General features: G+C 68.2%; 24 protein-coding genes and 5 pseudogenes. 13 read left to right on the plus strand and 16 right to left on the minus strand.

Translation table 11 applies throughout. The features are described 5' to 3' along the window. Window positions 1-59: 59 nt before the first annotated feature. The 3 genes and pseudogenes from AAFF41_RS40235 to AAFF41_RS40250 all read right to left on the minus strand — a co-directional run. A pseudogene (locus tag AAFF41_RS40235) lies at window positions 60-356 on the minus strand (transposase); the annotation flags it as partial. Between the two features lie 103 nt (window positions 357-459). Beyond that, entirely contained in the window at window positions 460-2244 is a 1785-nt protein-coding gene (locus AAFF41_RS40240; RefSeq protein WP_343325580.1) for a reverse transcriptase domain-containing protein, read from the minus strand. A 535-nt stretch (window positions 2245-2779) separates the two neighbouring features. Further along, window positions 2780-3564: pseudogene (locus AAFF41_RS40250) on the minus strand (IS630 family transposase); the annotation flags it as partial. Window positions 3565-4027: 463 nt separating this feature from the next. On the opposite strand from AAFF41_RS40250, the gene AAFF41_RS40255 reads away from it, so the two are divergent. Continuing rightward, window positions 4028-4432 carry a DNA cytosine methyltransferase gene (locus tag AAFF41_RS40255; protein WP_343325581.1) on the plus strand — a complete coding sequence of 135 codons (405 nt, stop codon included), beginning with the start codon at window positions 4028-4030 and terminating at the stop codon, window positions 4430-4432. 739 nt (window positions 4433-5171) lie between these two features. On the opposite strand, the gene AAFF41_RS40260 is transcribed toward AAFF41_RS40255, so the two are convergent. From AAFF41_RS40260 to AAFF41_RS40270, 3 genes and pseudogenes are all read right to left on the minus strand, one after another. Continuing rightward, window positions 5172-6623 carry an aldehyde dehydrogenase gene (locus AAFF41_RS40260; protein ID WP_343325582.1) on the minus strand — a complete coding sequence of 484 codons (1452 nt, stop codon included), beginning with the start codon at window positions 6621-6623 and terminating at the stop codon, window positions 5172-5174. Window positions 6624-6878: 255 nt separating this feature from the next. Next, window positions 6879-7760: an SDR family NAD(P)-dependent oxidoreductase gene (locus tag AAFF41_RS40265; RefSeq protein ID WP_343325583.1), complete on the minus strand. Its 882-nt coding sequence runs from the start codon at window positions 7758-7760 to the stop codon at window positions 6879-6881. A 367-nt stretch (window positions 7761-8127) separates the two neighbouring features. Then, window positions 8128-8301, minus strand: a pseudogene (locus AAFF41_RS40270) (SDR family NAD(P)-dependent oxidoreductase); the annotation flags it as partial. Window positions 8302-8664: 363 nt separating this feature from the next. On the opposite strand from AAFF41_RS40270, the gene AAFF41_RS40275 reads away from it, so the two are divergent. The 3 genes from AAFF41_RS40275 to AAFF41_RS40285 all read left to right on the plus strand — a co-directional run bounded on the left by AAFF41_RS40275 (window position 8665) and on the right by AAFF41_RS40285 (window position 11032). Continuing rightward, window positions 8665-9210 carry a TetR/AcrR family transcriptional regulator gene (locus tag AAFF41_RS40275; protein WP_343325584.1) on the plus strand — a complete coding sequence of 182 codons (546 nt, stop codon included), beginning with the start codon at window positions 8665-8667 and terminating at the stop codon, window positions 9208-9210. A 235-nt stretch (window positions 9211-9445) separates the two neighbouring features. Continuing rightward, window positions 9446-10165: a RidA family protein gene (locus tag AAFF41_RS40280; protein ID WP_343325585.1), complete on the plus strand. Its 720-nt coding sequence runs from the start codon at window positions 9446-9448 to the stop codon at window positions 10163-10165. A 234-nt stretch (window positions 10166-10399) separates the two neighbouring features. Then, complete coding sequence (locus AAFF41_RS40285) at window positions 10400-11032, plus strand: VOC family protein (protein ID WP_343325586.1); 633 nt, start codon at window positions 10400-10402, stop codon at window positions 11030-11032. Here AAFF41_RS40285 and AAFF41_RS40290 read toward each other — a convergent pair. Beyond that, window positions 11018-11935 carry a helix-turn-helix domain-containing protein gene (locus AAFF41_RS40290; RefSeq protein ID WP_343325587.1) on the minus strand — a complete coding sequence of 306 codons (918 nt, stop codon included), beginning with the start codon at window positions 11933-11935 and terminating at the stop codon, window positions 11018-11020. The genes AAFF41_RS40285 and AAFF41_RS40290 overlap by 15 nt on opposite strands. 254 nt (window positions 11936-12189) lie before the next feature. Between AAFF41_RS40290 and AAFF41_RS40295 the strand changes: the two genes are divergently transcribed. After that, window positions 12190-12501, plus strand: a complete 312-nt coding sequence (locus AAFF41_RS40295; RefSeq protein WP_343325588.1) for an SDR family NAD(P)-dependent oxidoreductase — start codon at window positions 12190-12192, stop codon at window positions 12499-12501. A gap of 9 nt (window positions 12502-12510) precedes the next feature. After that, window positions 12511-12843, plus strand: a complete 333-nt coding sequence (locus AAFF41_RS40300) for a Rossmann-fold NAD(P)-binding domain-containing protein (protein WP_343325589.1) — start codon at window positions 12511-12513, stop codon at window positions 12841-12843. Here the strand turns inward: AAFF41_RS40300 and AAFF41_RS40305 are convergent. Both AAFF41_RS40305 and AAFF41_RS40310 read right to left on the minus strand, forming a co-directional pair. Beyond that, entirely contained in the window at window positions 12837-13037 is a 201-nt protein-coding gene (locus AAFF41_RS40305) for a hypothetical protein (RefSeq protein WP_343325590.1), read from the minus strand. The two genes, AAFF41_RS40300 and AAFF41_RS40305, sit on opposite strands and share 7 nt — an antisense overlap. A gap of 538 nt (window positions 13038-13575) precedes the next feature. Then, window positions 13576-13803 carry a DUF6233 domain-containing protein gene (locus tag AAFF41_RS40310; protein ID WP_343325591.1) on the minus strand — a complete coding sequence of 76 codons (228 nt, stop codon included), beginning with the start codon at window positions 13801-13803 and terminating at the stop codon, window positions 13576-13578. Between the two features lie 75 nt (window positions 13804-13878). Between AAFF41_RS40310 and AAFF41_RS40315 the strand changes: the two are divergent. The 3 genes and pseudogenes from AAFF41_RS40315 to AAFF41_RS40325 all read left to right on the plus strand — a co-directional run. After that, window positions 13879-14508, plus strand: a pseudogene (locus AAFF41_RS40315) (IS5 family transposase); the annotation flags it as partial. 461 nt (window positions 14509-14969) lie between these two features. After that, entirely contained in the window at window positions 14970-15440 is a 471-nt protein-coding gene (locus AAFF41_RS40320; RefSeq protein ID WP_093600897.1) for a VOC family protein, read from the plus strand. A gap of 369 nt (window positions 15441-15809) precedes the next feature. After that, entirely contained in the window at window positions 15810-16502 is a 693-nt protein-coding gene (locus AAFF41_RS40325; protein WP_343325592.1) for an SDR family oxidoreductase, read from the plus strand. A gap of 75 nt (window positions 16503-16577) precedes the next feature. Here AAFF41_RS40325 and AAFF41_RS40330 read toward each other — a convergent pair whose 3' ends face one another. The 3 genes from AAFF41_RS40330 to AAFF41_RS40340 all read right to left on the minus strand — a co-directional run bounded on the left by AAFF41_RS40330 (window position 16578) and on the right by AAFF41_RS40340 (window position 18391). Beyond that, on the minus strand, window positions 16578-16832 hold the full coding sequence (locus AAFF41_RS40330) for a hypothetical protein (protein ID WP_093496885.1): 255 nt from the start codon (window positions 16830-16832) through the stop codon (window positions 16578-16580). A 261-nt stretch (window positions 16833-17093) separates the two neighbouring features. Further along, entirely contained in the window at window positions 17094-17564 is a 471-nt protein-coding gene (locus tag AAFF41_RS40335) for a hypothetical protein (protein WP_281155550.1), read from the minus strand. Between the two features lie 515 nt (window positions 17565-18079). Then, window positions 18080-18391, minus strand: a complete 312-nt coding sequence (locus AAFF41_RS40340; RefSeq protein WP_343325593.1) for a helicase associated domain-containing protein — start codon at window positions 18389-18391, stop codon at window positions 18080-18082. Between the two features lie 173 nt (window positions 18392-18564). Here AAFF41_RS40340 and AAFF41_RS40345 point away from each other — a divergent pair, with 173 nt between their 5' ends. Together AAFF41_RS40345 and AAFF41_RS40350 are read left to right on the plus strand one after the other, a co-directional pair. Next, on the plus strand, window positions 18565-18804 hold the full coding sequence (locus AAFF41_RS40345; RefSeq protein WP_343325594.1) for a hypothetical protein: 240 nt from the start codon (window positions 18565-18567) through the stop codon (window positions 18802-18804). A gap of 609 nt (window positions 18805-19413) precedes the next feature. Then, a pseudogene (locus tag AAFF41_RS40350) lies at window positions 19414-20085 on the plus strand (vWA domain-containing protein); the annotation flags it as partial. A gap of 124 nt (window positions 20086-20209) precedes the next feature. Here AAFF41_RS40350 and AAFF41_RS40355 read toward each other — a convergent pair. Together AAFF41_RS40355 and AAFF41_RS40360 are read right to left on the minus strand one after the other, a co-directional pair. Further along, window positions 20210-21205 carry a DUF3048 domain-containing protein gene (locus AAFF41_RS40355; protein WP_388414104.1) on the minus strand — a complete coding sequence of 332 codons (996 nt, stop codon included), beginning with the start codon at window positions 21203-21205 and terminating at the stop codon, window positions 20210-20212. A 155-nt stretch (window positions 21206-21360) separates the two neighbouring features. Further along, window positions 21361-22431, minus strand: a complete 1071-nt coding sequence (locus tag AAFF41_RS40360; RefSeq protein WP_319754329.1) for an ATP-dependent DNA ligase — start codon at window positions 22429-22431, stop codon at window positions 21361-21363. 241 nt (window positions 22432-22672) lie between these two features. Here AAFF41_RS40360 and AAFF41_RS40365 point away from each other — a divergent pair, with 241 nt between their 5' ends. Continuing rightward, window positions 22673-22906, plus strand: a complete 234-nt coding sequence (locus AAFF41_RS40365; protein ID WP_343325595.1) for a hypothetical protein — start codon at window positions 22673-22675, stop codon at window positions 22904-22906. Continuing rightward, entirely contained in the window at window positions 22906-23052 is a 147-nt protein-coding gene (locus AAFF41_RS40370; RefSeq protein ID WP_319754326.1) for a hypothetical protein, read from the plus strand. The genes AAFF41_RS40365 and AAFF41_RS40370 overlap by 1 nt, the downstream gene beginning before the upstream one ends. Before the next feature lie 1561 nt (window positions 23053-24613). On the opposite strand, the gene AAFF41_RS40375 is transcribed toward AAFF41_RS40370, so the two are convergent. Next, the gene (locus AAFF41_RS40375; RefSeq protein ID WP_343325596.1) at window positions 24614-24856 is read right to left on the minus strand and encodes a hypothetical protein; all 243 of its coding nucleotides are present in this window, start codon (window positions 24854-24856) and stop codon (window positions 24614-24616) included. A 95-nt stretch (window positions 24857-24951) separates the two neighbouring features. Next, entirely contained in the window at window positions 24952-25392 is a 441-nt protein-coding gene (locus AAFF41_RS40380) for an IS110 family transposase (RefSeq protein WP_343325597.1), read from the minus strand. Between the last annotated feature and the right edge of the window lie 86 nt (window positions 25393-25478).

Below are 25478 nucleotides of genomic sequence, written 5' to 3' on the forward strand. Positions count from 1 at the left end.
CGGGGCCGGCGCCCACGCTGCCAGCAGCCAAATGCAGGCGAGTGACCTGTACGTGGCTACTACTGACCTTTTCGGATTGGCTTCGGGACATCTGGGGTGAGGGTCAGTCCGGTTTCGGTGAGGTAGCCGTCGATGAGCTCGGGGTGACGCTGGATGTGGGCGAGCCCTCGGCGGAGGGTGCGGGTGAGGTGGTCGGGATCGGCGAATGCAGTGTTGGCCAACGGCCCGCGCCGTAACCACGACCAGATGCCTTCCACGGGATTCAAGTCCGGGCTGTAGGAGGGCAGCTGGATGATCGTGAGCCACGCGTGGCCAGCGGCGTACTCCCGCATTCCGGCGGCACGGTGGGTGTTCAAAGTGAGGTAGGCCGCCGGCGAGGTGCCCGTGGATCGGGTCCTTTTCCGTCGACCCCCTCCCGAACCGTGCAGGCGGCGTTAACCGCACACGGCTCTCCAGTGACTACTTCCGGGGAAGAGCTGAGCCTCGTCCTGCATGGATGTTGTGGTGGCAGGCAGAGCAGACCACCAGGGTCTTGCGTCGCCGCGCTGCCATCAGGGTCATCCACGGCGGCCGATCCGGCCGACCGGGCCTGTTGAGATCGGCGAGTTTCCGCAGGTGGTGGACTTGAAGTCCCTTTCCCGCGCCGCAGATCTCGCATTTCCCGGCCAGGAGCCGATGAATCAGCTCGTTGCCCGGGCTGGCCATGGTCGGTCGTCGGTCGGTCAGGACGGCGGTGCGTTTGCGGATGAGTGGGACCCCGCCGAAGCGGGCGACCAGTGGTTTCCTTCCCGCGTCGCGCTGCACCACGGCCTCGAAGCAGATCCGGGGTCCGACCGGAGTGCTGACGGTCGCCTTGAAAGCGCGGGCCATCGCCGGGACGGTGGATCGGTGCTTCGCGGCCAGGGTCTTGAGCATCGATGTCTCCATGACCCAGTGCAGCGTGTTCAGGCGAAATACATCCTGGGCGAGCAGATAGTACTGGACGAACCCTCGGTATTCGGCTCCGTACTTCCCGACGATGGTGAAATCGCTGTCGTGGAAGAGCTGGCCGCGTGCCGCTGGGCTCCCGTTTCTCATGTAGCGGGCGCATCGTTCACGGATCACCGCGTTGGGCACATACAGACCCATGACTCCGTTGACCGCACGGCGTCCGCGAGTGAGTTTCGTGTCCTCGTGCTGGACCCGTAGCTCATAGCCAAGAAAACGTGCCGCCTGGCTGGCGGCGTGGGTGATCAGTGTCTTGGACTCCGATAGTTCCAGCTTGAGTTCATCGTGCAGGAACTGCTGAATCCGCGACTTGATCTCCTTGGCCTCGTGTTTGGGTCCAGCGAAGCCGAGCAGCCAGTCGTCGCAATACCGCACGTACTTCAGGCGTCGAAGCCCCGGGTCGCTCGGGTCGCCGCTCGGCAGCCTGCGGCGCTGCTGCTTCAGCATCTTCACCGATTCCAGGTCACCACGGCGTTCGGCCTTCTCGATCTGGGATTTGTTGGCCACGTAGGCCGGGTTCTTGCGACGGGGGCCGCCCCGGTTGTATTCGGGCAGCAGATCTTGTTCAACAAACCGGTCGAGCCGGTCCAGGTAGATGTTCGACAAGATCGGGGACGCCGTGCCGCCCTGTGGGGCGCCGCTGAGCGTGGCGTTCCATTTCCAGTCCTCCAAGTACCCGGCTTGAAGCATGCGCTCGATCAGCTGCAGGAACCGACCATCGTGGATCTTCTCCGCAAGCACCCCGACCGTGATCTTGTGGTCAAGGGATCCGAAGCAGTCGGAGATGTCACCTTCGATGAACCAGTGCGTTCCGGTCCAGGACGTAGCCACCTCGCGCAGCGCGGTGTGGCAGCCCCGGTCCGGCCGGAACCCGTGTGACCGGTCGGAGAACTGGACGTCGTAGTACGCCTCAAGCAACAGGCGGACCACCTCGGCGACCAGCTTGTCCGACCAGTTCGTCACGCCCAGCGGGCGCAACTTCCCGTTCTTCTTCGGGATATAGACACGTCTGGCCGGTGACCACCGATACGATTCCGAACGCAATGCGCTGATGATCGTCTCGATTTTGGCCAAGGACATGCCGTCCACGGTTTCCCCTGTGGTCCCGGGCGTCATCGCACCCTTGTTGGCGTAGATGCGACCGTAGGCCACCAGAAATAACTGCGAGTTGAACAGCTGTCGGTACAACCTCTCCAGCGGCAGACAACGCCTGCCGCGTTCCCGGATGACGCCCAGGACTGTTTCAGCGTCCTGCATTTCGCAGACCTCCCAGCACGGACATCACAATCAGCCTGTGCCCCTTCGCCCTGCGGTCCGGCTTTCCCGGCCTCCTCGGCAGGTCGCTACTCCTGCGACTACTATGGGCACTCCGTCACCTTGGGGCTCGCGCCCTTTAGGCGATCCCGTGGTACGTCTTCGCTGTACGTATCGAGCGCGACGTAGGCCGCCCACTCATCTCCTTGACCGTCCTCGCTGGGCGGTGTCCGTCACCGTGGAGGCTGCCCGGCCGGGACAATCAAGGTCGGGCACGGTGTGGCGTCGGTATCAGGCGTCATTCCAACGGGTGGGTCTTTACACCACAGGAGATTGGGCTTCAGGCAATCCAGCTTTGGCCATATCGCGCGGGCCTTGCGACGCACCGTCTCGGACGCCTCCGGGCGGTCACCGCTTTCCGGACATGCTGTTGTCCCCTTCGGATTTCACCTCCAGGTAAGCCCGGTGGCCCAGAAATGTTCCTCCAAATTCCTCCCGAGTGAGTCGGGGATACAACGAAGCGCCTCACGGCGCACTTGTCCCAGACGACAACGATCGGGGCGCCGAGCTGCCGGTGCGCACGGACCAGGAGGTCGCGGTAGCCCTGCCAGGCAAAACTCTTGCGTGCTCCTCTGAGGAGCAGGTGGAAGCGGGGCCGGTAGATCAGCCGGGACCTTTCGCCGGGCCGGTAGCAGCACAGTGCGGCGATCGAGATGCGTCGCCTGGACCGTCCGCGCACTCTGACCACGGGAGTCTGCCCGCGCCGGCCCCAGGTGCGGGCGTGTGGCGGCGTGATCGCGAACCCGGCCTCGTCCTCGAAGACGATGTAGGCCCCGAGCGCCGCCGCGGTCCTTCCACCTGCGGCCACACGTCCCTCTTCCAGAGCTCGACAGCATGCTCGTCGCGTTCCAGCGCGCGACGGGCCGGGCTCTGCCACGACCAGCCGTGGCGGTGCAGCAGCCGCCACACACCCGCGATCGAGCAACTGACCTTGAACTGGCGGCCGATCAGCGTTCTGACGCGTTCCAATGTCCAGCGCTGGTCTTCCCAGCCATGCGCAGCCGGCCCTTTGGCCAGTTCCTTCTCCAGCAGGGCGAACCGATCGTCCGACAGCTTCGGCAGCTTCGCGGGTCCCTTCGACTTCAGCCCCTGCATGCCGCCTTCACGCCAGTTGCGGCGCCATTGCTCCACCGAACGCTCGCTCACCCGCAGGTCCTTGGCGATGTCCGAAGTCCTGTCACCTCGTGCGAACCTCACCCCGGCCTCCAGCCGGATCCCTTCACGCGCAGCCCGCCGCTCAGCAGTCAGGCCCCCACCATCCATACCGCATAACACCGGCATACCGCAGGGATCACCCAACGTCACCACCCGAAGGCAACCCGAAAAAGTCAGTAACGGGCAGTGACAGCAACGCGGGAACCCTGACAGCGTCGCTGAAGACGATCCAGCGCGCTGTGGACCTGGCTCAGCCGGGTACCACGATCCAGACCCGGGGCGTACGCGCTGGACGGGGACCAGAACCCGCTGATCCCGTTCCGGCCGGACGCCGTCTGATCTGCGGCTCCCTTGCCGATTTATTGACCCCATCCACCGGGATAAAGAGGTTACCCCGGTGGATGGGGTCAAGGATGAATGCACGACACACCACTCCCACCCGAAGGGACGGACCGCATGCCCTACATCTCCACCACCACCCGCGCGATGGCCTCAGCCTCCAGCGGCGCCCAGACCTACGCCCGCCGCCGGCGAGCGAAGGCGTACAAGCACGACGGCACCGAACTCCGTAATGGATTGGTTCGAGGGAGTCGGAGGCAGCACCCAGGGCGCGGACGCCGTCCCGGGCGTCAAGGTCACCGGGGCCGCCAACCACTGGAAGCAGGCGATCGCCAGTCACGAGCGGAACTTCCCCGGCGTCGCCCACTACATCGGCGACATCCGCAAGGCCCCGGTCTGGGCCTGGCCGATCACAGACATCCACTGGGGCTCGCCCGAGTGCTTCCCGGCCGGGACGATGATCCTGACCCGACGCGGCATGGTCCCCATCGAGGACGTCGCGGTCGGCGACCTGCGTCGCCGAGGTGACGTCGGCGATCTCCGTCATCTCGATGTACCGCTCGTGCAAGCCGTAGTGCGGATCGGTACCGCCGTGCAACCGCACTCTTTCGTGAGGTTGCACGGTGGCTGGCGATGACGTGGACGTTCGTGAGCGCCGCCAGCTCCGACCCGCCATGCCCCGAGTTGAGTGCCCCAAGTTCGGCTTCTGACCCGGCCGGGCGGCCGGCCGCCCCCGTGTGCCTGATGCGGGGATGGTCCTCCAGCCTGGTCCGGGTGGACACGCTGTTGTGCGAGGACAGAATGTCGGTGATCACATAGATGTCCCCGACAGGGTTGGCGTCTTCTACCAGCTGAAGGAACTGCTGTTAGAAGACGCTGTTGCGGGAGGTGGCGGTCATCGTGAGCTCATGGCCGTCGCGGATGCGTAAGGCGCCGTAGACACAGGTTTTCTCCGGTCCGCGGGAGTAGTCGATCTCGTTCTTGATGCGGTGTCCGTCCGGTGACCAGCCCGGTGCCGGTGGGAAGGTGCGAGGGATAGCTGTTCGGGTGAGGCCGGGGGATCCTGGGGAGAGACGGGGTGGTTACGGTCCGGCCGGGCGGGGCCGCCGCCGGGACCGCCGGCCGGCGGCTCGGTGCCGCGTGCCGGGAGCGGCTCGTCCCATTGCATGCCCAGGGTGTGGAACCGCAGCTCACCGTGAACCCTCCGGCAGAGGGATCTTGCTCGGTCGGACATGGTCGTCTGCTTCGGGGGTGAGAGAGGCATCCCGCGCCTGCTGTGGCACGCGCGGGATGCTTCGCAGGGGTGGGGGAGAGGCGGGGAGGGCGCCCGGGCCCCTCCCGGTGGACGCCGTCGCTCACCGCGGACGGCGACGGTGTCACCGGTTGCGGGTGATCGTCTTGTGCTCGACGTAGCCGGTCAGGCCGACCTTGCCGTACTCACGACCCAGACCGCTGGCCTTGAAGCCACCGAACGGACCGTCGAAGCTCATGGACGAGCCGTTGATGGTGACGGTGCCCGTGTGCAGGCGGCGGGCGACGGCGAGGGCGTGCTCCGGGTCGGCGCTCCAGACACCGCCGGAAAGGCCGTACTCCGAGTCGTTGGCGATACTGACGGCGTCGTCCTCGTCCTCGTAGGCGATGACCGCGAGGACCGGGCCGAAGATCTCCTCCTGCGCGATGCGCATGGAGTTGTCGACGTCGGCGAAGACGGTCGGGGTGACGTAGTTGCCCTTCTCCAGGCCCTCGGGGATCTGCGGGCCGCCGGTGACCAGGCGGGCGCCCTCGGCGATGCCGACGTTGATGTAGTCGATGACGCGCTGCTGCTGGTCGCGGCGGATCATCGGGCCGATGAAGGTGTCCGGGGCGGCCGGGTCGCCGACCTTGAGGGACTCCACCATCGTCTTGACGGCCTCGACGACTTCTTCGTAGCGGCTGCGCGGGGCGAGGATGCGGGTCTGCAGGATGCAGGCCTCGCCGTTGTTGCCGAGCGAGCCGAAGCGCAGGCCTCCCGTGACCTTGTCCAGGTCGGCGTCCTCGAGGATGACGGCGGCGGACTTGCCGCCCAGTTCCAGGCCGACCCGCTTGAGGTGGTCGCCGGCGATGGAGCCGATGCGGCGACCGGCGCCGGTGGAGCCGGTGAAGGAGATCTTGTCGATGCCGGGGTGGGAGACGAGGTACTCGCTGGTCTCGCGGTCGGCGGGCAGGACGGACAGGACGCCCTCGGGCAGGCCGGCCTCGTGCCACAGGTCGGCGAGCAGGGCCATGCTGAGGGAGTTCTCCGGGGAGACCTTCAGCACGACGGAGTTGCCGGCGAGCAGGGCCGGGACCAGCTTGGCGGTGGCGGCGGAGAACGGCGAGTTCCACGGTATGACCGCGGCGACCACGCCGATCGCCTCGCGGCGCACGATGGTGTCGAAGGCGACGGAGTCGTCGGACGGTTCGATGATCTCCTCCCAGCCGAATTCCTCGGCGGCCTTCAGGTAGGCCTTGACCTGGCGGGTCAGGAAGGGCTGGCCGACGGCGGTGAACCAGGCGGCGGAACCGTTCTCCACCGAGATGGCGAGGGCGACCTCGTCGGCGCGGGCGGCGCGCAGCTCGTCGTAGCGGCGGACGATCGTCTGGCGCTCCTCAGGGGTGGTGTGCGGCCAGGGGCCGTGGTCGAAGGACTGGCGGGCGGCGGCGACGGCCGCGTCGACGTCGGCGGGCGCGGCCTGGGCCACGCTGCCCAGCACGGACTGGTCGTGCGGGGAGTGGATGTCGAGCAGCATGTCGGGGTTGCTAGGGGCGACCCAGGCGCCGCCGATGTAGAGCTTGTCGCGAACAGGCATGTCTTTGCGGTTCCTTCGTGTGAAACGTGGGGGTGCGAGGGCGGAGGGGGTATGGGGGGCGCGCACCCCTTGAAATACGCGCCCCGGGTCTCACCGGCTGGAGGGGGGTCCGCCGGTGCGACCGGGTGTCTGCGCCGCGGTCCGGGTCCGTGGTGGCACGCGCTGAGGAGCACGCCCGGACGCACGCAGAAGTCCGGAAGGGGCGGGCGGGCGTCCGCCGTGCGGCGTGACCGGCTCACCCGTGAGGGGCGGGGCTCAGTCACCAGCGGGGCGGACCATCCGAGCGACCTCGGTGTCGGCGAAGTCGCCGAGACCGTCCAGGTCGGTGGAGGCGCTGACCTTGCGCCAGGCCGCGTCCTCCGCGGCCCGCGCCTCGGTGATCTGCGGGGCGATCCAGGCGGCGTCGGAGCCGAGCAGGAGCCGCACCGGCGGCTTGGGCTCCTCGGTGAGCCGCAGGATGACGGCGGCCATCTTCGCCGGGTCGCCGCGCTGCACGTCTGGGTTGTTGCTGTAGGTACGGGCGAACCTGCCGACCGTCTCCTCGTACTCCGCGTGGATGTCCGGCACCGGCATCGGCGCGGCCGCCCACGGGGTCCGGATGCCTCCGGGCTCGACCAGGGTGGCACGGATGCCGATGGGAGCCACCTCGCGGGCGAGGATCTCGGTGAAGCCGCCCAGCGCCCACTTGGCCGACTGGTAGGCGCCGAGCCCGGGCTGGTTGCGGCGGCCGCCGATGGTGGAGACGTTCACGATGCTGCCGGAGCGGCGAGGCCGCATCACCGGGAGCACCGCCCGTACGGTGTTCACTGCGCCGAAGAAGTTGACCTCGATGTTGCGGCGGAACTCATCCTCGGACATGTCCTCGATCGAGCCGACGCCGCGGGTGCCGGCGCTGTTCACCAGCACGTCGATCTTGCCGAACTTCGCGACCGCGTGGGCGACCGCGTCACCTACGGCTGCCGGGTCGGTCACGTCCATGGCCCGCACCAGCAGTCGGTCGCGGTGCTCGGTGGGAACGGTGACGGCGTCCGGCGCCAGGTCCGTCGCCACCACGTTGCGGCCCGCTGCCAGGGCCGCTTCCACGACTCGGCCGCCGAGGCCGCCGGCCGCGCCGGATATCAGAAAGGTCTTGGTCACTGTTCCTGTCCTCAGCAGTCAGGGGCCCCGGTCGCCCGCGAGCCGTGGGCTGCGGGCCTGGCGCCGGCCGGTCCGGCGGGCGTTCCGGCCAGCGACGGGTGTGTCGGCCTTCGGGAAGTCCGTGGAACGGCTGACCTCGGCCCACTTGTTGGCCTCGGCGAGACGGCCTTCCTCGGAGGTGATGGCGATGCCCAGGGCGTCGCTGCCGAGCAGCAGGCGGCGCGCCGAGGGGGAGCCACCTCGTTGGCCAGCACCTCGGAGAAGCCCTCCACCGCGAACTTCGCGGTCTGGTACGCGCTGAGGCCCGGCGTGCCGTGACGCGGCCGCCGACGGAGGAGATCTGCACGATGTGGCCGGAGCGCTGGCCGCGCATCACCGGCAGCACGGCGCGGGTCACGTTGATCACGCCCCACATGTTGGCGTCGATCTGGGCGCGGAACTCGTCCTCGGGGAAGTCCTCGATGGAGCCGCTGGCGGCGTAGCCGGCGTTGTTGACCACCACGTCGATCGAGCCGAAGCGCTCGACCGCGGCGGCCACCACGTCTCTGGCCTGGGCCGGGGAAGTGACGTCCAGGGCGACGGCCGATAGTCACTCGGGGTACTCGGCCTGGAGGTCGGCCAGGGAGCCGGGCTTGCGGGAGGTCACCACGACCCGGTCGCCGGCCTCGAGGGCGCGAGAACCAGAGCCTTGCCCAGCCCGTGCGAGCCACCGGTGATCAGCCAAGTCCGTGACATTGAGTGTTCCTCGTTTCGTCTCTCGTGCGCCGCTCCGCGATACGGCAACTCCACTGTAGACAAAGTCTCTGAAACTGCAACACTTATGTTGCACTAATGCGGCGTACTCCATCTCGCAGAGCTGGATAGTGGTTTTGTAAGTGCTGCATGCGCATAGACTTTTGGGATCATGAGAGTTGACGCCGCGCGCAACCTGACCGCAGTCCTGCACACCGGGGCCCGCCTCCTGGCCGAGGACCCGGGCACGTCCATGGCGGCCATCGCCCTTGCCGCCGGAGTGGACCGCACCACAGTGCACCGCCGCTTCGCGAACCGCGAGGCACTGCTCAGCGCCGTCTTCCAGGCCAAGCTCGACTCGGCCGAGCGCGTGCTGGACGAGGCGCGGCTCACCGAGGCCCCCGTGCTGGTCGCCCTCCACCGCTACCTGGAGGGGATCATCCCGGTCAGCCGCGAGTGGCCCGTCAACACCCGCCGCATGATGCAGAAGGACCCGGAGGCCAGCGCCCGCCGCCAGGAGCAGAGCGCACGCGTCGACGCCTTTGTGCGGCGCGCCATCGACGAGGGCCACCTGCGCGCCGACGTCGACGCCGCCTGGGCACGGGCCGTCCTCGACGAACTCGTCGACGCCATGGCCCACGAGTTCCCCGGCATGGAGCCCCCGCAGGCCGCCGACCTCGTGGCCGGCACCTTTCTGAACGGGCTCGGTCCGGCCTGACACCCGGTCTGCCGTGCACCGTACCGGGAACGGCCCGGCGCGGCGGACCGCCGGATGCGTGCTCTGGATCAGGCCGGAGGGGGCAGGTACCAACCGGATCCCGCGGCCGCCTGTCTCGCCGCCGAGTACCGGACCGCGCCCCGTCAGAAAGAGACTCCCCGACGCCGCGTCGCCCACCCTGGCAGCCCGCTGGCCTGCTACAACGAAAGCCTGCGCGGACGCCCATCCCAGGCCTGTGCAACGCCCAGGAACTGGTTGTGCTGAGAGGACCCTGTGTCCAGGGAAGAGGTTCGCACCAGCGACGCGCCTGCACCGGGGCCATCGTCGCCAATGGCTTTTTCTACACCGCGGGAACGGGACCTCACGACCCCACCACCGGCGAGGTCGTGGGGAAAATGTCACGGAGCAGACACGGCAGGTGCTGCGGAACCTCAGGGCGCTCCTGGCAACCCGGGGGCTCGACTTCTCTGACGTCGTCAAAGTCATGACTCACCTGGCCGACTTGAGCCGTGACTACGAGGCGTACGACGCCGTCTACGAGCAGGTGTTTCCCCAGCCCTTTCCCGTGCGGACGACCCACGTTGGACCGCAAGCTCGTCGAGATCGACCTGGTGGCCGTTCTCCGGCACGCGTAAGAGCACACCTGCGACTGCGGCACTCCCTGGCCCTCGGCCGCGCATCGGTGTGCCGCGCTCCAGGCTCGCGATCGCGTCATGGCCTACGTCCTAGACGCGGTTCAGATCGACAATGGGCGATGGCCGCCAGCATCCACAGCCAGGCCCTCCTGACGGCCTCGGCCCCGTCAGCCCGACCGGGCCGGCCCCTGCAGGCACGAGCTTCGGACGGGAACGGCGCTATCGCCCGGACGGTGGATCCCGGGGCCCTCGACGAGAATGGCCGCGACCGCGTGCAGGACATCGCGGCTATCGGTCAACGCGACTCTGTCGTCCGCTGAGAGCCCGCCCCCGGTGGGCAGTGGGCGCCGGCGCGGTCGGACCCTCGGCGGCGGCCCGCGATCCTGCCAGGAGGGTGATGCCGTGAATGATCGGCAGCTGCGCAGGGCACGCTAGACCAACGCTGAATGCCGATGGTGGCAACGCCGCCGCCTGCAGCCCTTGTCGTAAACGGGGTAGGGGCCTACGTGTGCAGGTACCAGATGGCCGAGCTCCCACCACCGCCAGAAGGAATTGTGCTGGCCCACTTCATCGTCTCGGACGATGTCGAGCGGTCTCGACGCTTCTACACCGAAGTACTCGGCGGCCGGGTGGCCTACACCGGCCCCGGAGGGCTGACCTATGTCGCACTGGCCAACAGCTGGATCATCATCAATGTCGGCGGAGGCCCGACCGACGACAAGCCGTCGGTCACCCTTGACACGCCGCGCGATCCGGACCGGGTCAGCAGTTTCCTCAACATCCAAGTCAAGGACATCCACGCCTTGTACGCGGAGTGGAGCGCCCGGGGTGCCCAGTTCCTGACGCCACCGAAACAGCACCAATACGAGATCCGCTGCTACATCCGCGATCCTGACGGCCATCAGATCGAAGTGGGGCAGACCCCGACCCAGAGGGAGACTGGTCGCCCGCTCACTGGCCGTCAAGTACGCGCGCCGGCGATTCGGAGTGAACGCCGAGATCCCGGCCGCACTCGGCGCGTCCACCCGCCCAGGACGAGGTGCCGTGGCGGTGGCCTCGAGGATCTGCGCGAGGGCCTGGCCGAGGACGCGATGTGGCGGTGGCGGTGTCGGCGTTGCCCGGCCGCAGCAAGCCGGGCAGGGCGGCACCGGTGCTGTCCAGGCAATCAGGCATCAGTCGCGCCGTGAGGGCGGCCTTGTGGTCCGGGTCGTCGGGGCAGCCGGATCGTGCTCGGTGTCGTTGTCCTGGCTGGCGGCCCAGGAGGCGAGCAGGGTCAGGTTGTCGTGGGAGACCGTTCCCGGCTCGGCGGTGTAGGTGATCATGGTGAGGCCGGGTTCGGCGTTCGGTTGGAGGAGGTCGTAGCGCAGGTCGAGCACGCCCACGACCGGGTGCTGGAACCTTTTCGTGCCTCTGACGCAGGCACGCACGTCGTGTCGGGCCCACAGCCGGCGGAAGGCGTCGCTGCGGGTGGACAGCTCGCCCACGAGATGGGTGAGCGGCTGTTCATACGGAGTGGGACCGGCGGCGGCGCGCAAGTGGGCGATGAAGTCGTCGGCGACCTCGTCCCAGTCGCGCCAGAACTGGCGAGCCTGAGGGTTGAGGAACGTGAACCGGGCGATGTTCGGCGCCTGGCGCGCGTCGGTGTAGAGCACGCTGTACAGGGCCCGGCCGAGGGGGTTGGTGGCGATCACATCGAGGGTGGGGCTGCGCACCAGCGCTGCGACGCCGACGAGGGAGTCGAGGACGGTCTGCAGCTGCGGGGCGATCGCTGCAGGCGTGGTGCGACGGGAACGGGGTGCGGGGGACGACCGGCTGGCGCGTGCCAGGTCGATGAGATGGGCCTGCTCGGCGGCATCCAGACGCAGCGCGCTGGCGATGGCCTGCAGGACGCTGTCGGAGGCACGGGTGAGCGCGCCGCGCTCCAGGCGGATGTAGTAGTCGATGCTGAGCCCGGCCAAGGCGGCGACCTCCTCGCGGCGCAGCCCGGGTACCCGCCGCTTCCTTCCGGCGACGGGCAGGCCGACTGACCTGGGGCTGATCCGTGCCCGGCGGGAGACCAGGAACTCCTGAATGTCACGGCGATGGTCCATGCACTCGACAATAGGTACGAGTAATGCGAATAGGGAGGGTTTGTCAGTACCCCCTATGGGAGGTCCTCCCGCAACGGCGTCCGCGGCGGCAACCTCGAAGCAGTGATCGGCAGGCCACCGCAGCCCCTGACGACATCGAGCTCCTGGGCACCGATTTCGCAGGTAACTCGCGCGACGCGTCAAAGAGAGTCGACGCCCAGGACCGCTGCAAAGTGCGGTGGTAGAACTCCAACCCCACCAAGAAAAGGATTGTCATGACCCTCGGAACCGCAGTGATCGTCGGCGTCGGCCCAGGCATCGGCCTTGAGCTGACCCGGGCATTCGCCAATGCCGGACACCCGGTCGCCATGCTCGCGCGCAACAAGACGAAGCTGGACACCTACGCCGCCGAGCTTGCCTCCACCGGCCAGGACGTTCGCGGCTACGCCGCGGATGTCGCGGACCCCGGCAACCTGCGCTCCGCGATCCACTCCGCGATCACGGACTTGGGCGCGCCCGACGTGCTCATCTACAGCGTGGCGGTGCTCGACAGCGACTCGCCCCTCGGCGGTGACGACCAGAAGTAGGTCACCAATATGGCCATCGATGTCCTGGGCGCCAGGGTCGCGGCCGACGCCGTGCTGCCGGAACTGCGCGACGGCCGCGGCACCCTGCTGTTCGCGGGCGGCGGGTACGCTCTGCATCCCTCGAAGAAGTATTCGTCCTTGTCCGTCGGTAAGGCCGCGCTGCGCACGTACGTGCAGTTGCTCCATGAGGAGCTGGCCGGGACGGGCGTGCACGCAACCAGTATCACGATCATGAAGACGATCGGCAGCGAACCGCGCTTTGAGCCGGCGACGCTGGCGCAGGCCTATCTCGGGCTGACCAAGCAGCCCGAGAGCGAATGGCAGCACGAACTGGTCTACTGAGCCGTCCCAAGCCCCGCGACGGCGAGGTCGAGTTGTCTGGTCAGGATGATGTCGCACCCGAACGCCGGCGAGACCGGGAACGGCGTACCTGGCTCCAACCCGATCTTGCGCAACCACTCCAGGTGACCGTCCGTGGCCACGCGCCCGGCGGCGCGGTCGGCGATCTCCAGAGTGGTGTCGGAGACCAGGCGCACCCGCCCGTACCAGGCCCTGATGCGTTCCGTTTCTTTGCCGGAGCGGAAGTGGGGGCGCCAGTGGCCTCACCGGCTGATCTGGGCCAGGCGGACAGGCCACGACGTGTGGGCATGCGCTCCTCAAGGCTGAGCTGGGAAAGATGGGAGATCACCTTATGGCCTACAACTCTCGTAACACCCAGGCCGGTTGGCCGGACAAGAGCTGGTGAATCCGGAGCAGCCAAGGCGGAAGCGAAGAAGCGCCGCAGCGGGACCGCGAACACTCCGCCGCACCGGCCCGGCTACCGGCCGCGCCGCTGACCCGGCGAGCCGGGGTTCGCGAACTTGCTGACGGCCTTCGGGACCGTGAGGAGTCTCCGTATGGGCTGAGTAGGTCCAATATAGGAGTTGTCGGCGTTCGCCAGCCCCCCTTGCCGAGCCGACTCCGCCGCAGGTCAAGCGACGGGTGCGCGCCCCGTCGACGAAGAGGCTGAGGCAACCTCAGAGGCAACCCCAGGGACAACCCGAGAAGCAACCCCAGAAGCAACCTCTGGTGAGGCTATGGCGCGCTGCGCAGCGGCCGGTCCGGCCGGCACACCTGGCACGCCGCGGCGTCGGCGCGCTCGAGGACGGCGCGGGCTTGTTCGGTGGTGGCGGGTCGGGCGTGGTCGCGGTTGGCGTGGCAGTGTCCGCGGTGCACGACGCGGGCGGCGCCGACGTCGTCGGTGAAGTAGACCCGTTCCTCGATCTTCCATGCCGGGGCGACGCCGACGCGCTCGGTGGGCACTTGGTCGTACGCCTCGCCCTCGATCGCGGTGCGCGGAAGTCGACGGGTGCGGGCTCGTCTCGCAGCGTGCCCCAGGTCGGCTGTTCCGGGGTCACGGCCTGGCGCCGACTTCGGGACTGGACCGAGGCTGGCGTCTGGCCGCGTCTGCACGCAGCCTTGCTGGCCGAGCTGCGCCGAACTGCTGGATCTTGAGCACTGTGCTGTAGACGGCTCGCATGTCCGGGCTATGAAAGGGGGGATCACGTCGGCCCTTCACCAGTCGACCGCGCCCGCCCAGGTTCCAAGCACCACTTGATAGTCGACCGGCATGGAACCCCGCTCGCCGTCACGCTCACTGGCGGTAACCGCCATGATGTCACCCAGTTGCTGCCGCTTCTCGACGCGGTCCCACCAATTCGGGGTCTGCGAGGGTGGCCTCGCCGCAAGCCGCGGCACCTGTATGCCGACCGGGGCTACGACTTCTACAAGTACCGCCACCTGCTCTGGAAGCGCGGCATCAAAGCGATGATCGCCCGACGAGGCGCGGCCCACGGCTCAGGGCTCGGCAAAGCCGCTGGGTGGTGGAACGAGCCTTACCCAACTGCCTGGTTTCACCAGTTCAAACGCCTGCGGACCCGCTACGAAGTACGTGCTGATCTCCATCTCGGTCTCCTCCAACTCGCTTGCAGCATCATCTGCCTACGCCGACTCCGAACGTTGCTCTGAGAGGGCGGTACGTGAGTTGATGTCCTTATTGCCCTGTCGGTTGGGATGGGTGGGCTGGTCGGGGTCCACCGGGCGGCTACGGCCGTGGTTGGGTGAACAATCCCTGCTCGGTCTCGACCGGGATGCCGCGCTCGGTCAGCCGCCTGAGTTGCAGGCGGGTGTCGTTGATGTTGTTGGGCGCGATTTCCATGTCTATCGCCTCACACAGCGTCTGTGTGCTGTACGTCAGGACAGGGGGGGCACGAACATGCCTGCCGCTGCCGCTGAGGTGTGCCCGTCGGTGCTTCTGCGCACACCTCTGCGTTACTCCAATGGGCTTAAAGCGGCGAGCCATCCGTGTACAGCTGCCCGCGAATCTTCCTGGAGGGCGAGCCGGTGAAATTGCCGGCCACTTCGAAGGGGGAACCTACCGTCAATGCAGTTCATCAATGGAGCATGAGACCGACAAGTGGAGGCACCAGATGGCCGATCTCCCGCCACCGCCAGAGGGAATTGTCCTGGCCCACTTCATCGTCTCGGACGATGTCGAACGCTCTCGACGCTTCTACACCGAAGTGCTCGGCGGCCGGCTGGCCTACTCCGGACCTGGAGGCCTGACCTATGTCGCACTGGCCAACAGCTGGATCATCATCAACGGCGGCGGAGGCCCGACGGACGACAAGCCCTCAGTCACCCTGGAGGCGCCGCGCGATTCCAGCCGGGTCAGCAGCTTCCTCAATATCCGCGTCAAGGACATCTACCCCTTGTACGAGGAGTGGAGCGCCCGAGGTGCCCAGTTCCTGACGCCGCCAAAACAACACGCGTACGAGATCCGCTGCTACATCCGCGACCCTGACGGCCATCTGATCGAAGTCGGCCAGACCACTGACCCGGAGGGAGACTGGACACCGGCTCACTGGCCCCCGAGTTCCCGCACCGGCGATTCCGAGTGAGCCTGGCTCGGCGCACGAGAGCACTACTGGACAACAGACCCCTGCGCCTGGCGCAGAGCGGGCGGTGAACTCTGCGCCGTCTCGATCGGCCGGAGCGGGCCGGTCCTCCTAGGTGGTCAATCTGGAGGACGCGGGGAAACGGCAGGCTGGCGGCACGGTTGGAGCGGCCCTTTCTCGCAGCGAGGAGGCTGATTCCGCCAAGGACCATCCGCATCTCCCGGGCGTCGGATGCCCCGCGTGTTTGCGGACCGCGAGGCTCAAGGGCACGGCCTCGGCACAAACCGCGATTCATGAGGAGGGCAAATGTCCGACACAGGTACCACTGCTTCCGTCCGGCACGAACCGGAGCTGCTCGGACAGACCGTCGTCGTGATCGGCGGCAGCTCGGGTATGGGCCTCGAGACCGCTCGACGCGCCCGCGCCGAGGGTGCGGACGTCATCCTCACCGGCCGCAACCCCGACCGGCTCGAGCAGGCGGCGCAAGAACTCGGCGCGCAACGCACAGCGGCCTTCGACGCCACCGACGCAGCGGCCCTGAAGCGGTTCTTCCAGGATCTGCCGACACCGATCGACCATGTGATGGTCACAGCCGGCGGCCCACACTACGGGCCACTGCTCGAGATGGACTCGGCTCAGGTAAGCGAATCCCTCAGTAATCGTGTGGCGCTGGGACTCGAGGTCGCGCGGAACGCGGTCGGCAAGATGAGGCCTGGTGGCACGCTGCTGTTCATGGGCGACGCCGGAGGGCGGCGCGTCGCCCCGGGCATCGGCATCGCCTCTGCCGCCAGCGCCGCGTTGCCTCGGTTCGCCGCGGCGCTCGCGCTCGAGATCGCACCCGTTCGCGCGAACGTCATCGCCCCAGGCTTCGTCGACACCCCCTTGTCGGCATTGGTACTCGAAAATCACATCGAGGAGCGACGGGAAGAACTGCGCGCGAAGCTCCCCATCGGCCGGGTCGTCGGCCCCGCCGACGTCGCCGCGCTCGCCGTCCACATCATGACCAACACGGCACTCACCGGAGCGACCTATGACATCGACGGGGGGCAGCAGCTCGCCTTCTGATGAACGCGCGGCCCCGCACATCGCCCACCCGCTCGGGCTCTCAGCTCCCGCGAGCGCCGCACCCACGCACGCGCATCACGGAAGCATTCCCCCGTCGATCCACGCGCGAAGCAGGGCGACCTGCTCCTCAGACCACGTCGCGTTCTCATCCGGCGGCGGCATACGCTTCGTCGCAACTGTGTTGTAGACGCGCTCGGCGTTCTCCCGGACCGACATGTACACATACTGGTCCAGCTGGACACCGCCCTTCGCCATGTGCTCGATGTCGATAGACCGGAACAGGGGGAGGATGTCGTGCGCGAATCCGGGCGCCGCGGTTGATTCCGCCATGAGTCGTCCTCTTGATTAGTGGTCTCTGGGCCAGGTGACGGGCAAAACCATACCTGTCCGCGGAATATCGAGCTGCTCCGGAATCGAGCGATACCCGAACATCTCCACGTCGTCGGCGTGGAAGCCTTGACGCCCAGGGCCCTGGGGAACTGGCTATTTAGCTCAGGCCCTGGCGATATTCCTGCCAGGCATCGGCCCCGCGAGTGCCTCCGCCATTCAGGCCCGCCGAAGGCACGCGAAGTGCCGGTCGGGCCCATCGACTCAGGGATCGAGTCTTTCCAAAACTGCGGCGGTCACCACCCCGTAAGCCAGATGGGGCACGATGTCGGCAATCCGGTCCTTGGCAGACCACGTGCGCGGGTCGGTCACTTTGAGCACGGTCATGGGGGCGTCGGTGCCCAGACGGGCGCCGAATCCAGCGGTCGCGTAAGCGATCAACCTGGTCGGACGCCAGCCCTTGGCCCGCACCAGGCCCAGAAGGGCACCCAGACCGATCCCCGCAGCGATGCCGGTCAGTGGCGCGAGGCCCGCGACTCGATTTTCCTTCTCAGCGCCGTCACCGGGAATGGTCAGGTGCATCGCCTGCGACAGCTTCTCGACGGTGGCTCGCGGAGTGCCACTCGCGGGCCGCGCCCGCCATGCCATGTCCAGATAGCCGACAGTGTTGAGAGCAGTGGTACCGGCGGCACCGGCAGCGGCTCCGTACAGCAGTCCGGTGACGGGTCTGGTCATTGTGTATCCCTCGGTCCTCTGGCGTGCAGTGCGCCCCGGGCCAGTCAACGCCGGAGCCGGTTCGCCCGCCACCGTAAGTTGCGTTGTGTCACCGGCGAACACGTTCCGATGGGCTGGTCATTCAACCTTGCCCCTGCCGGAATGATCATCCACCCAGGTCACGCACCACATTGGTGCTCCTGGAGGATGCCGCCGAGTCGTTGGCGTCGTCGTAGGTGCAGGCGGCGGGACATGGACGGTCATCCGTCCCTGCACCGACGCCACGTTCTTCCGCCCGGGTAACTGGGTCCCGCCGATCTCCGGGGTGGCTTCCGTCGGCTGGGGCAGTTCAGTCATGAACTCAGCGTCGCTTCGGTTGACCGACCCCGCACGCCAGGCAGAGCCGCTGTACGCCCGCCTGACGGCTTTGTGACAGCAGCCGGACCCGGGGTTTGGTCATCCTGTGTCAGCCAGGCGTCCACGGCCGCACACAAGTCCCCAACGGGAGCCCCGGGCCGGCCCTTCGCCACGCGGCTCTACCAGCGCATGCCGAGCGCGTCCAGCGGCGTACGCCGCTGCGGGCTCAGCTTCCCGGCCCTGCGCCGGGTGTTGTCGAGCCACGCTCCGAGCTTCACGGCCGCCTGCCCGCTGTCGCCGTCGCCATCGCCGGTGATCTCATTGTGCTGCCGGGGTACCTGGAGATGACCCTCCCGCGTGTGGAACTGTCGGGCGGCAGTGAGGTTCGCGGCCCACCGGGCGTCCTGCGACCGGGGCGCACCCGCAACCGGCTCGCCCTCGGCGGCGGGCTCGATCCCCACTGACTCCAGGAGCCACTGCTGCGCGGGCATGAGCCGTTCCCACCCCACCCGCTGGCCGGTGACCCACACCCGAGGTCTCCGCCTTGGACGATGAGTTCACCGGGCCCGGCCGGAGGCATGCCGCTGGCCTTCACATGAGCGAGCACGAGCCGATAGCGGCCACGATGTGGCCGCATGAATGACGGGCCTGGCAGGCTCCGGGCGTGTCGGTCCACGAGGACAAGCAGATTTCCGAGGAGGCCGTTTTTGCTGTCTTCGCTGAGCTGATGGCGGCTGACGGGTTCGCGTTCCTGCATGAGCAGATGCGCGCCGGGACCGTTGGCCCTGTCCTCACGGTCCTGCACGACGGACGCGTGGCCGGCGCCATCGGCCCGATGGAGACCATGGCTGATCCAGACGGAGGTGGGGCCCATCCGACCGCTTGTGCACGCCCGAGGGCTTGACGTCGCTCGGATTCGTCAACCAGCGCGACGTGTGAAGCTGCGCCCCCAGCGGTCGGCCTCGCCTGCACGCGAGAGCCCCATGGGCCGTGATGGTGGCCGGGGGCCTCAACTACCCTTGAAAGGTACGGACTTAGCGTGACTTCGTCGGCGGGTCGGCCGGGAGTAGACCGCACCCTGCGATCCGGACGATCCACTTCATCTTAGTGATGTATGAACTTTACGCGAGTAACACGATCATCTGCGTAGTTTGGTAGCAAGCCCTTTCGATCACGGTTGTTCAAGGTCAAACTGGTCTCTCCGCGTACAGAACCGTCCATGATCGGGTGGCTACAGAAGACTTCGTCGGGGGTTCCCTGGCGGTGAGGCGCGGTTCCGGCTCCTTGCTCCGCAAAGCTGGGGGACTGGAACCGCAGGTGGGCCCGGCAGCCTTGTTGCCGGGCCCACCCCCTTTTTTACGTGGCCAGACGCGTTTCGGATGCGCGCGTTCCCAGTGTGTTCCCACGGGAACACCGACACGCGGCAATCCGGGTTGATCCGGGAAGATCCGTGAGGATGCGGGGAGATTCGCCGAGGCCAAGGCATCGCCGCAGGTCAGATGGGGTCGCAGGGCGGGACGCGGTCCGGTTCCGGGTGGCGCAGGGCATCACCGCCCGTCCGGGAGACACCCCGAACGGGTGGCGGCGGTGGGCGGACGAAGCGTTCCACCCGCCGCAGCCCTGGCGGGAGTTGCTGGGCGCGGCGGTCCGCTCGGCGGCCTCCAGCGCCGGCGTGGGCGAGGACTACACGTACGGCCGGCCGTCGCGGCGCCAGGCCAGGGTGCCCGGAGCCGTGCTGCCGAGCCTGCGACGCAGGCCGCCACGGGTCTGCGTCGTCATCGACACCTCCGGGTCGGTCAGTGACGCCGAACTGGGCAGCGCGCTCCTCGAGGTCACCGCCATCTTCCGCGCCGTGGGCGGCCGCCGCGACCTGGTCACCGTGGTGCCCTGCGACGCGGCGGCCCCGATCGCGCACGCGTTGTGCCGTGCCGAGGGAATACCGCTGGTGGGCGGCGGGGGTACGGACCTGCGCACGGGCTTCGCCAAGGCGCTCCGGGCGCGGCCCCGACCGGACGTCGTCGTGGTCCTGACGGACGGGCAGACGCCGTGGCCGGACCGGCCACCGTGCCGGACGGTGGTGGGTCTGTTCCCCCGGGAGCCGGCAGCCGGGTCGGGGGACGAGGACGATCCCGACTACGCACCGGACGCACCGCCCGCGTGGGCACGGGTGGTGGTCATCGGGTAGCCCCGCCGCCCGACGAGCCCGACGAGCCCGACAAGCTCGGCGAGCCCGGCGAGCCCGACGAGCCCGACAAGTCCCGTCGCCCGTCGCCCGCCGCTGTCACGGCTTCGTCGTCATGGGTTCGTCGTCATGCCTTGGCGAAGACCACCCACACCTGCCCCTTCGCGAAGTTCATCGGCGCGCCGTCGGCGGTCGTGAAGTCGGTGCCGTCGCCGGCGGTCGGGCGTTTCCAGTCGACGTCGAAGACCTTGCCGTCGCGCAGCACCTTCGCCGTCCCCGAGCCCACCGTCTCCGTGTACGGCGTGTTGTTGCCGAGGAAGTCGTGGTACTTGGAGTTGCGCACCTTCACGTACTGCACGACCACGGTCGCGGGCGACACCCGCTTCCCGTCCGTCGTCACCGTCGGTGTCCCGTCCATCGACACCAGCCAGCGGTGCTTGCTCGCCGACCAGGCGAAGGTGAAGCGGGCCGCGGGGAAGCGCACCGTGCGCGAGGTCTCCGGGCTGCCGCCCGCCGGGGCGGCACCGAAGTGGAACCCGGTGGTGAGGGCGGCGGCCCCCGGCGCGGAACGCATGAGCTGCTTCGGGTGCAGAAAGAGGTTGTGGGGGGCCACCTTGGAGGCACTGCGGTAATACGCGCTGGAACCCTCATCGGCCGACACCGCATGCACGGGTGCCTTGGCGATGACCGGCAGCAACTTGTGCTGGGCACCCGAGAAGGCGAGCGTCGGCCGGTCGAACTGGCGCAGCAGCTCCAGGTCCGACTCGCGCGCACTGCGCACCGGCCCGACGGCCTCGGGCAGCTTGCTCGCGTAGATGCCCATCAGCCGGCTCAGACCGCCCTCGACCTGCTCCGCGTAGACGACGTCCGCCGCGTCGAGACCCGTCTGAGGGCGCGCCGCGCTCACATTGTCGATCTTCACGGCGAGTACGGGACCGGCGGTACTGGAGGGGCTCTGGGTCGGCGCCGTCTCCTGCCCTTGGCTGCGGCTCGGCGCCGGGGCGCGTCCGTCGTCGGTGGCGCTGCTGCCCGAGGAACAGCCCGTCACCAGAGAGCCCGCCGCGGCGACGGTCAGCAGCGCCGCCGTCATCGCGCCGCACCGCGTCCGCGCCATCTGTCGCATGCTCAACGTGCCACCCTGTCCCGTGCCATCGATTGTGCGCTCATAGGTTCATCGGTGGCCATACCCGCTCACTTCTGTTCGCGTGCGCCGAGTAGGGCCGATCAGCCCACTTGTTGGACCGATCGGGCCGCAGGTCGGTTGTGCGGGTGACCGCGTCAGTTCCGCGGGCCGAGGATCTCCGTGAGGTCGTACCCGACGGGCTCGTCCAACTGGCTGTACGTACAGCTCTCCGCGGTCCGGTCCGGGCGCCAGCGGCGGAAGCGGGCCGTGTGACGGAATCGCACGCCGTTCTCCATGTGGTCGTACGCCACCTCCGCCACCCGCTCGGGCCGCAGCGGCACCCAGGAGAAGTCCTTCTTCGTCGACCACCGGCTGGGCGCGCCCGGCAGCCGCGCGGACTCGTGCGCCGACTCCTGCGACCAGGCCGCCCAGGGATGCCGCTCGACGTCCTCCATGCGCAGCGGCTCCAGCTCCTCCACCAGCTGTGCCCGCTGTTTCATCGGGAAGGCGGCGCTCACCCCCACGTGCTGGAGGGCGCCCCCGTCGTCGTACAGACCGAGCAGCAGGGAACCGACGACGGGCCCGCTCTTGTGGAGGCGGTACCCCGCGACGACGACGTCCGCCGTGCGCTCGTGCTTGATCTTGAACATGGCCCGCTCGTCCTGCCGGTAGAGCAGGTTGAGCGGTTTGGCGATGACCCCGTCGAGGCCCGCGCCCTCGTACTGCTCGAACCACCGCTCCGCCACCTCGCGGTCCGTGGTCGCCGGTGCCACGTGAACCGGGGGCGTCACCCCGGACAGCGCCATCGTCAGCAGGGCCCGCCGGTCGCCGAGGGCCACGTCGAGCAGCGACTCGTCGGCCAGTGCCAGCAGATCGAAGGCCACGAAGGAGGCGGGAGTCTTCTCCGCCAGCATCCGCACCCGGGAGTCCGCGGGATGGATGCGCTCGGTGAGCGCGTCGAAGTCGAGCCGGCCCTCCCTGGCGATCACGATCTCGCCGTCCATCACACAGCGCTCCGGCAGCCGCTCCCGCAACGCCGCCACCAGCTCGGGGAAGTACCTGGTCAGCGTCTTGCCGGTACGACTGCCGAGCTCGACCTCGTCGCCGTCGCGGAACACGATCGCGCGGAACCCGTCCCACTTCGCCTCGTACTGCATGTCCGGCGGGATCTTCGCCACGGACTTGGCGAGCATCGGCTTCACGGGCGGCATCACCGGCAGATCCATGCTTCGACTCTACGAGTGGTCCATGGTGTCCGCACGCTGCGCCGTTTGACCCCGGGGTCCCGCTGGCCTGGTCTTTTGTCGCCGCCTGGCAGCAGGACCGTGAGATGAATGTGAGACGGCTGCCCCGCCCGTCAGGGCTCGGTGGCCGTCTCGGTCCCGCCGGCGAGCACGATGCGACGCACCTGCGGCGGGTGTAGCCGATGGCCTCGCGGATGTCCTTCTGCCGGCCAGTGCCACGGAGGTGCTGCGCGTCGAAGAGGCCGCATCAGCCCTGGGCGCGGACGCCAAGCCCCGCGAGATCGCCGACCGACTGCGCGAGCAGCGGCGCCCGCTCGTCGCCGAGCCGTACATCCGCACCGCACTCTCGCGGGCCGCAAGGAAGCCCCAGGACGAGGCCCCGACCCCGATGGAGCTCGCCTCGGCCGTGGCCCTCAACTACGCCCCTTTCGCCTCCAGTTCGCCGCATTCTGCCTGATGCGCGGCGGGCTCTCCGCCATCGGCTGGTCCGACGAGGCGCAGACCCTCGACCATGGCACGCCGCCCCTGCGCATCACCATGGACTCCCAGCAGCTCGACGACCGTCCTGCGCGCCACCGGCCTGCTCAAGCAGGGCAGGGGTGACGACGACGGACCCAAGGTCACCTGTGTGACGGGCCCGCTCCGAGAAGGGAACAGCCGGGCGGTCGTGTTCGACCTGCCTCGAGGGCAAGCTCACTCCCGAGGTCGTCACGCGCTACAAGATGCCGTTCATCCTGTTCACCGTCGACGAGTCGCGGGAAGCGTTCCTCGCCGTCGACGACCAGGAGCCCAAGGAGCCGACATGACCGTCAACGCCCGGCAGAGGGGGAGGACTCTACAACCCCCGCTACGCGACCCCCTTCTCCTGGCCGCCCCTGCCCAGCGAGTGGATCTAGAGGCGGTCTCTAAGGCCATGGACCCCCCTGAAAGAGTCTTCTGACGCCCGCCACAGCCCCACTCACTTAGTGGTGGCAGTACTGCCGTTCGGCCCGGGAAAACCCGTCGCCGAAGCCATCGCTGTAGCCGCGGTAGTAGTCGCCGTTGGAGCGGCCGTGTCCATACCCGCCGCGGTCCTTGTGGCAGTCGTGTCTGGCGTCGTTATAGCCATCCCGGAAGCCGTCCCTGTAGCCCCGGCGGTACTCACTTTGATTTGAAACGGCTGTAGGCGCACTCGCGTGGGTCTCGCTCGGCGTGGCCGCCGAAGCCTGCTGCAGGCCAACCGGAGCGAGGGCGAGAATGAGGGTCGAGCTCAAGACGACGGATCGCTTCCAATGACTGGCGTTCACGGCCTTACCCCTCAGTCATATAGGCCAAATGCGGTATTACTACTCTAATCACCCTGATAGACCTTGCAACTTGCCGCACGCCGGCGTCAGCAGTACCGTCCAGCACCTCGACTCGCCCAACGGGTCCCTGCCGCATCGTGGAGGGCGTGGAGCCGCAGATCACCCGCCACCGCGACCTCACCGCCCAGCAGGTCGCCCGGCAGTCGGCGTCACCCCCCGAGGGTGTGCGCCTCCTCGTCCGCCGCGGCGGACATTCCCCCACGTGTCACGTGACAGCCACACCGCGTACACGCGGCCCCGGCACGGCGCATGATGCCCCCTCAGCAACAGCACGTCCTTGGGGGGCATGCACGCCCGGAGAGCCGCCGTAACTGCCCTGCTCGTCGCGGCAACCGTCACCGCCTGCAGCAGCAACAGCGCCGACGACAAGCCGCAGAGATGGAGGGGACGTACGTGGCCGGTACACGCGTGGGCGCCCCTACCGCCGCAATGCTCTGAGCCGGCCGGCGCGCGGGACGTACTGGCAGCACTCGTCGCCGGCCCGGTGGGATGTGAGCAATTGTCATTCCTGAAGGGGTGGGTTCCGTCAAGGGCGGTATATCTGCTGGTTGTTAATGGTTCTGGGCAGCGTTGACCGGCTCGCGGGCAACGGGTGAGGTCGGCGAGTGTGTATGTGTGCTGTGGGGTTGTGGGTGTCGCTCGTCTCCGCTGTGTGATGCAGGAGGGCAGGGCCAGGGCTCGGCTGCCGGTCATTTTTTCGCGGCGTGAGGCCGCATGGAGCGGTGCGACGTGCGGCAGGCGGGGTCAATCAAAACCGCGACCGCGCCGGGTGGGGGTCAGACAATTGCCCGACCGCGCGCCTGCCGCCACCGAGCTGCTCACGCGGCCTGACGGGCCAGGGCGCGGATGTGCCCGTCGCGCAGCCCGTAGTAGACCAGGGTGTGCAGTTTGCGGGCCGCGGCGGTCTTCGCGATGTTCTTGCCGCGGCGGGCCTCGATCCGGGCCCGATCCTCCTTGATCTTGGGGGTGGTCTTGCGCTGGATAGCCTCCCCACGACCGCCGAGCGGACCAGCTTGCTGCCCTGTTTGGTGACGTGTCCCGGGCTGAAGGCTCAGGTACATGCCGTGCTGGCGAAGGCCGGCGTGCTCATCGCGGTGTCCGACCTGTTCGGGGTCGATGGCCGTGCCCAGCTCGAGCAGACCGCTCTGTCCGGCGCCTATGTTCGGCGGTTGAAGAGGTCTTCCTCCGCGTCGAGGATGTCGATCAGCTTCAGCAGGGACGCCACGCGCTGGGCCGTGCGACGGTGTCGGACTCGTAGTGGCGCGGGGTCAGTCCGGACCAGGAACACAATCGGTCGGCGGAGGAGAAGCGGTGCACGTCGCCGATCTCGGCGACCAGCACAGCGGAACGCGACCAGCTTGGCCCGGTAACGCACGAGTTCGCGCAGTTCCCGGGTCTCGGCCGGGGCGATCCATGACTCCGGCAGCCGCCTGATGCGCAGTAGGTCGGCCAGGTCCGCGGCATCGCGGACATCGTTCTTGACACGCCGATGGGCGAAGCCCTTCACGCCCAGCGGGTGCGCCAGGTGAACCTGTGCTCCGGCCGCCTGGAGCACGTCGGCCGCCCAGTACCAGCCGTAAGTGGCCTCCAGGACCACGTCCGGGCGGGGTCCCGGCCTGCTCGATCTGCAGGCCCAGGGCCACCGGGTCGTTGACGATTCGTACCGCGCTCAACTGCTCGCCC

Origin of the sequence: Streptomyces mirabilis (assembly GCF_039503195.1) — a bacterium.
Taxonomy (GTDB): Bacteria; Actinomycetota; Actinomycetes; order Streptomycetales; family Streptomycetaceae; genus Streptomyces; species Streptomyces mirabilis_D.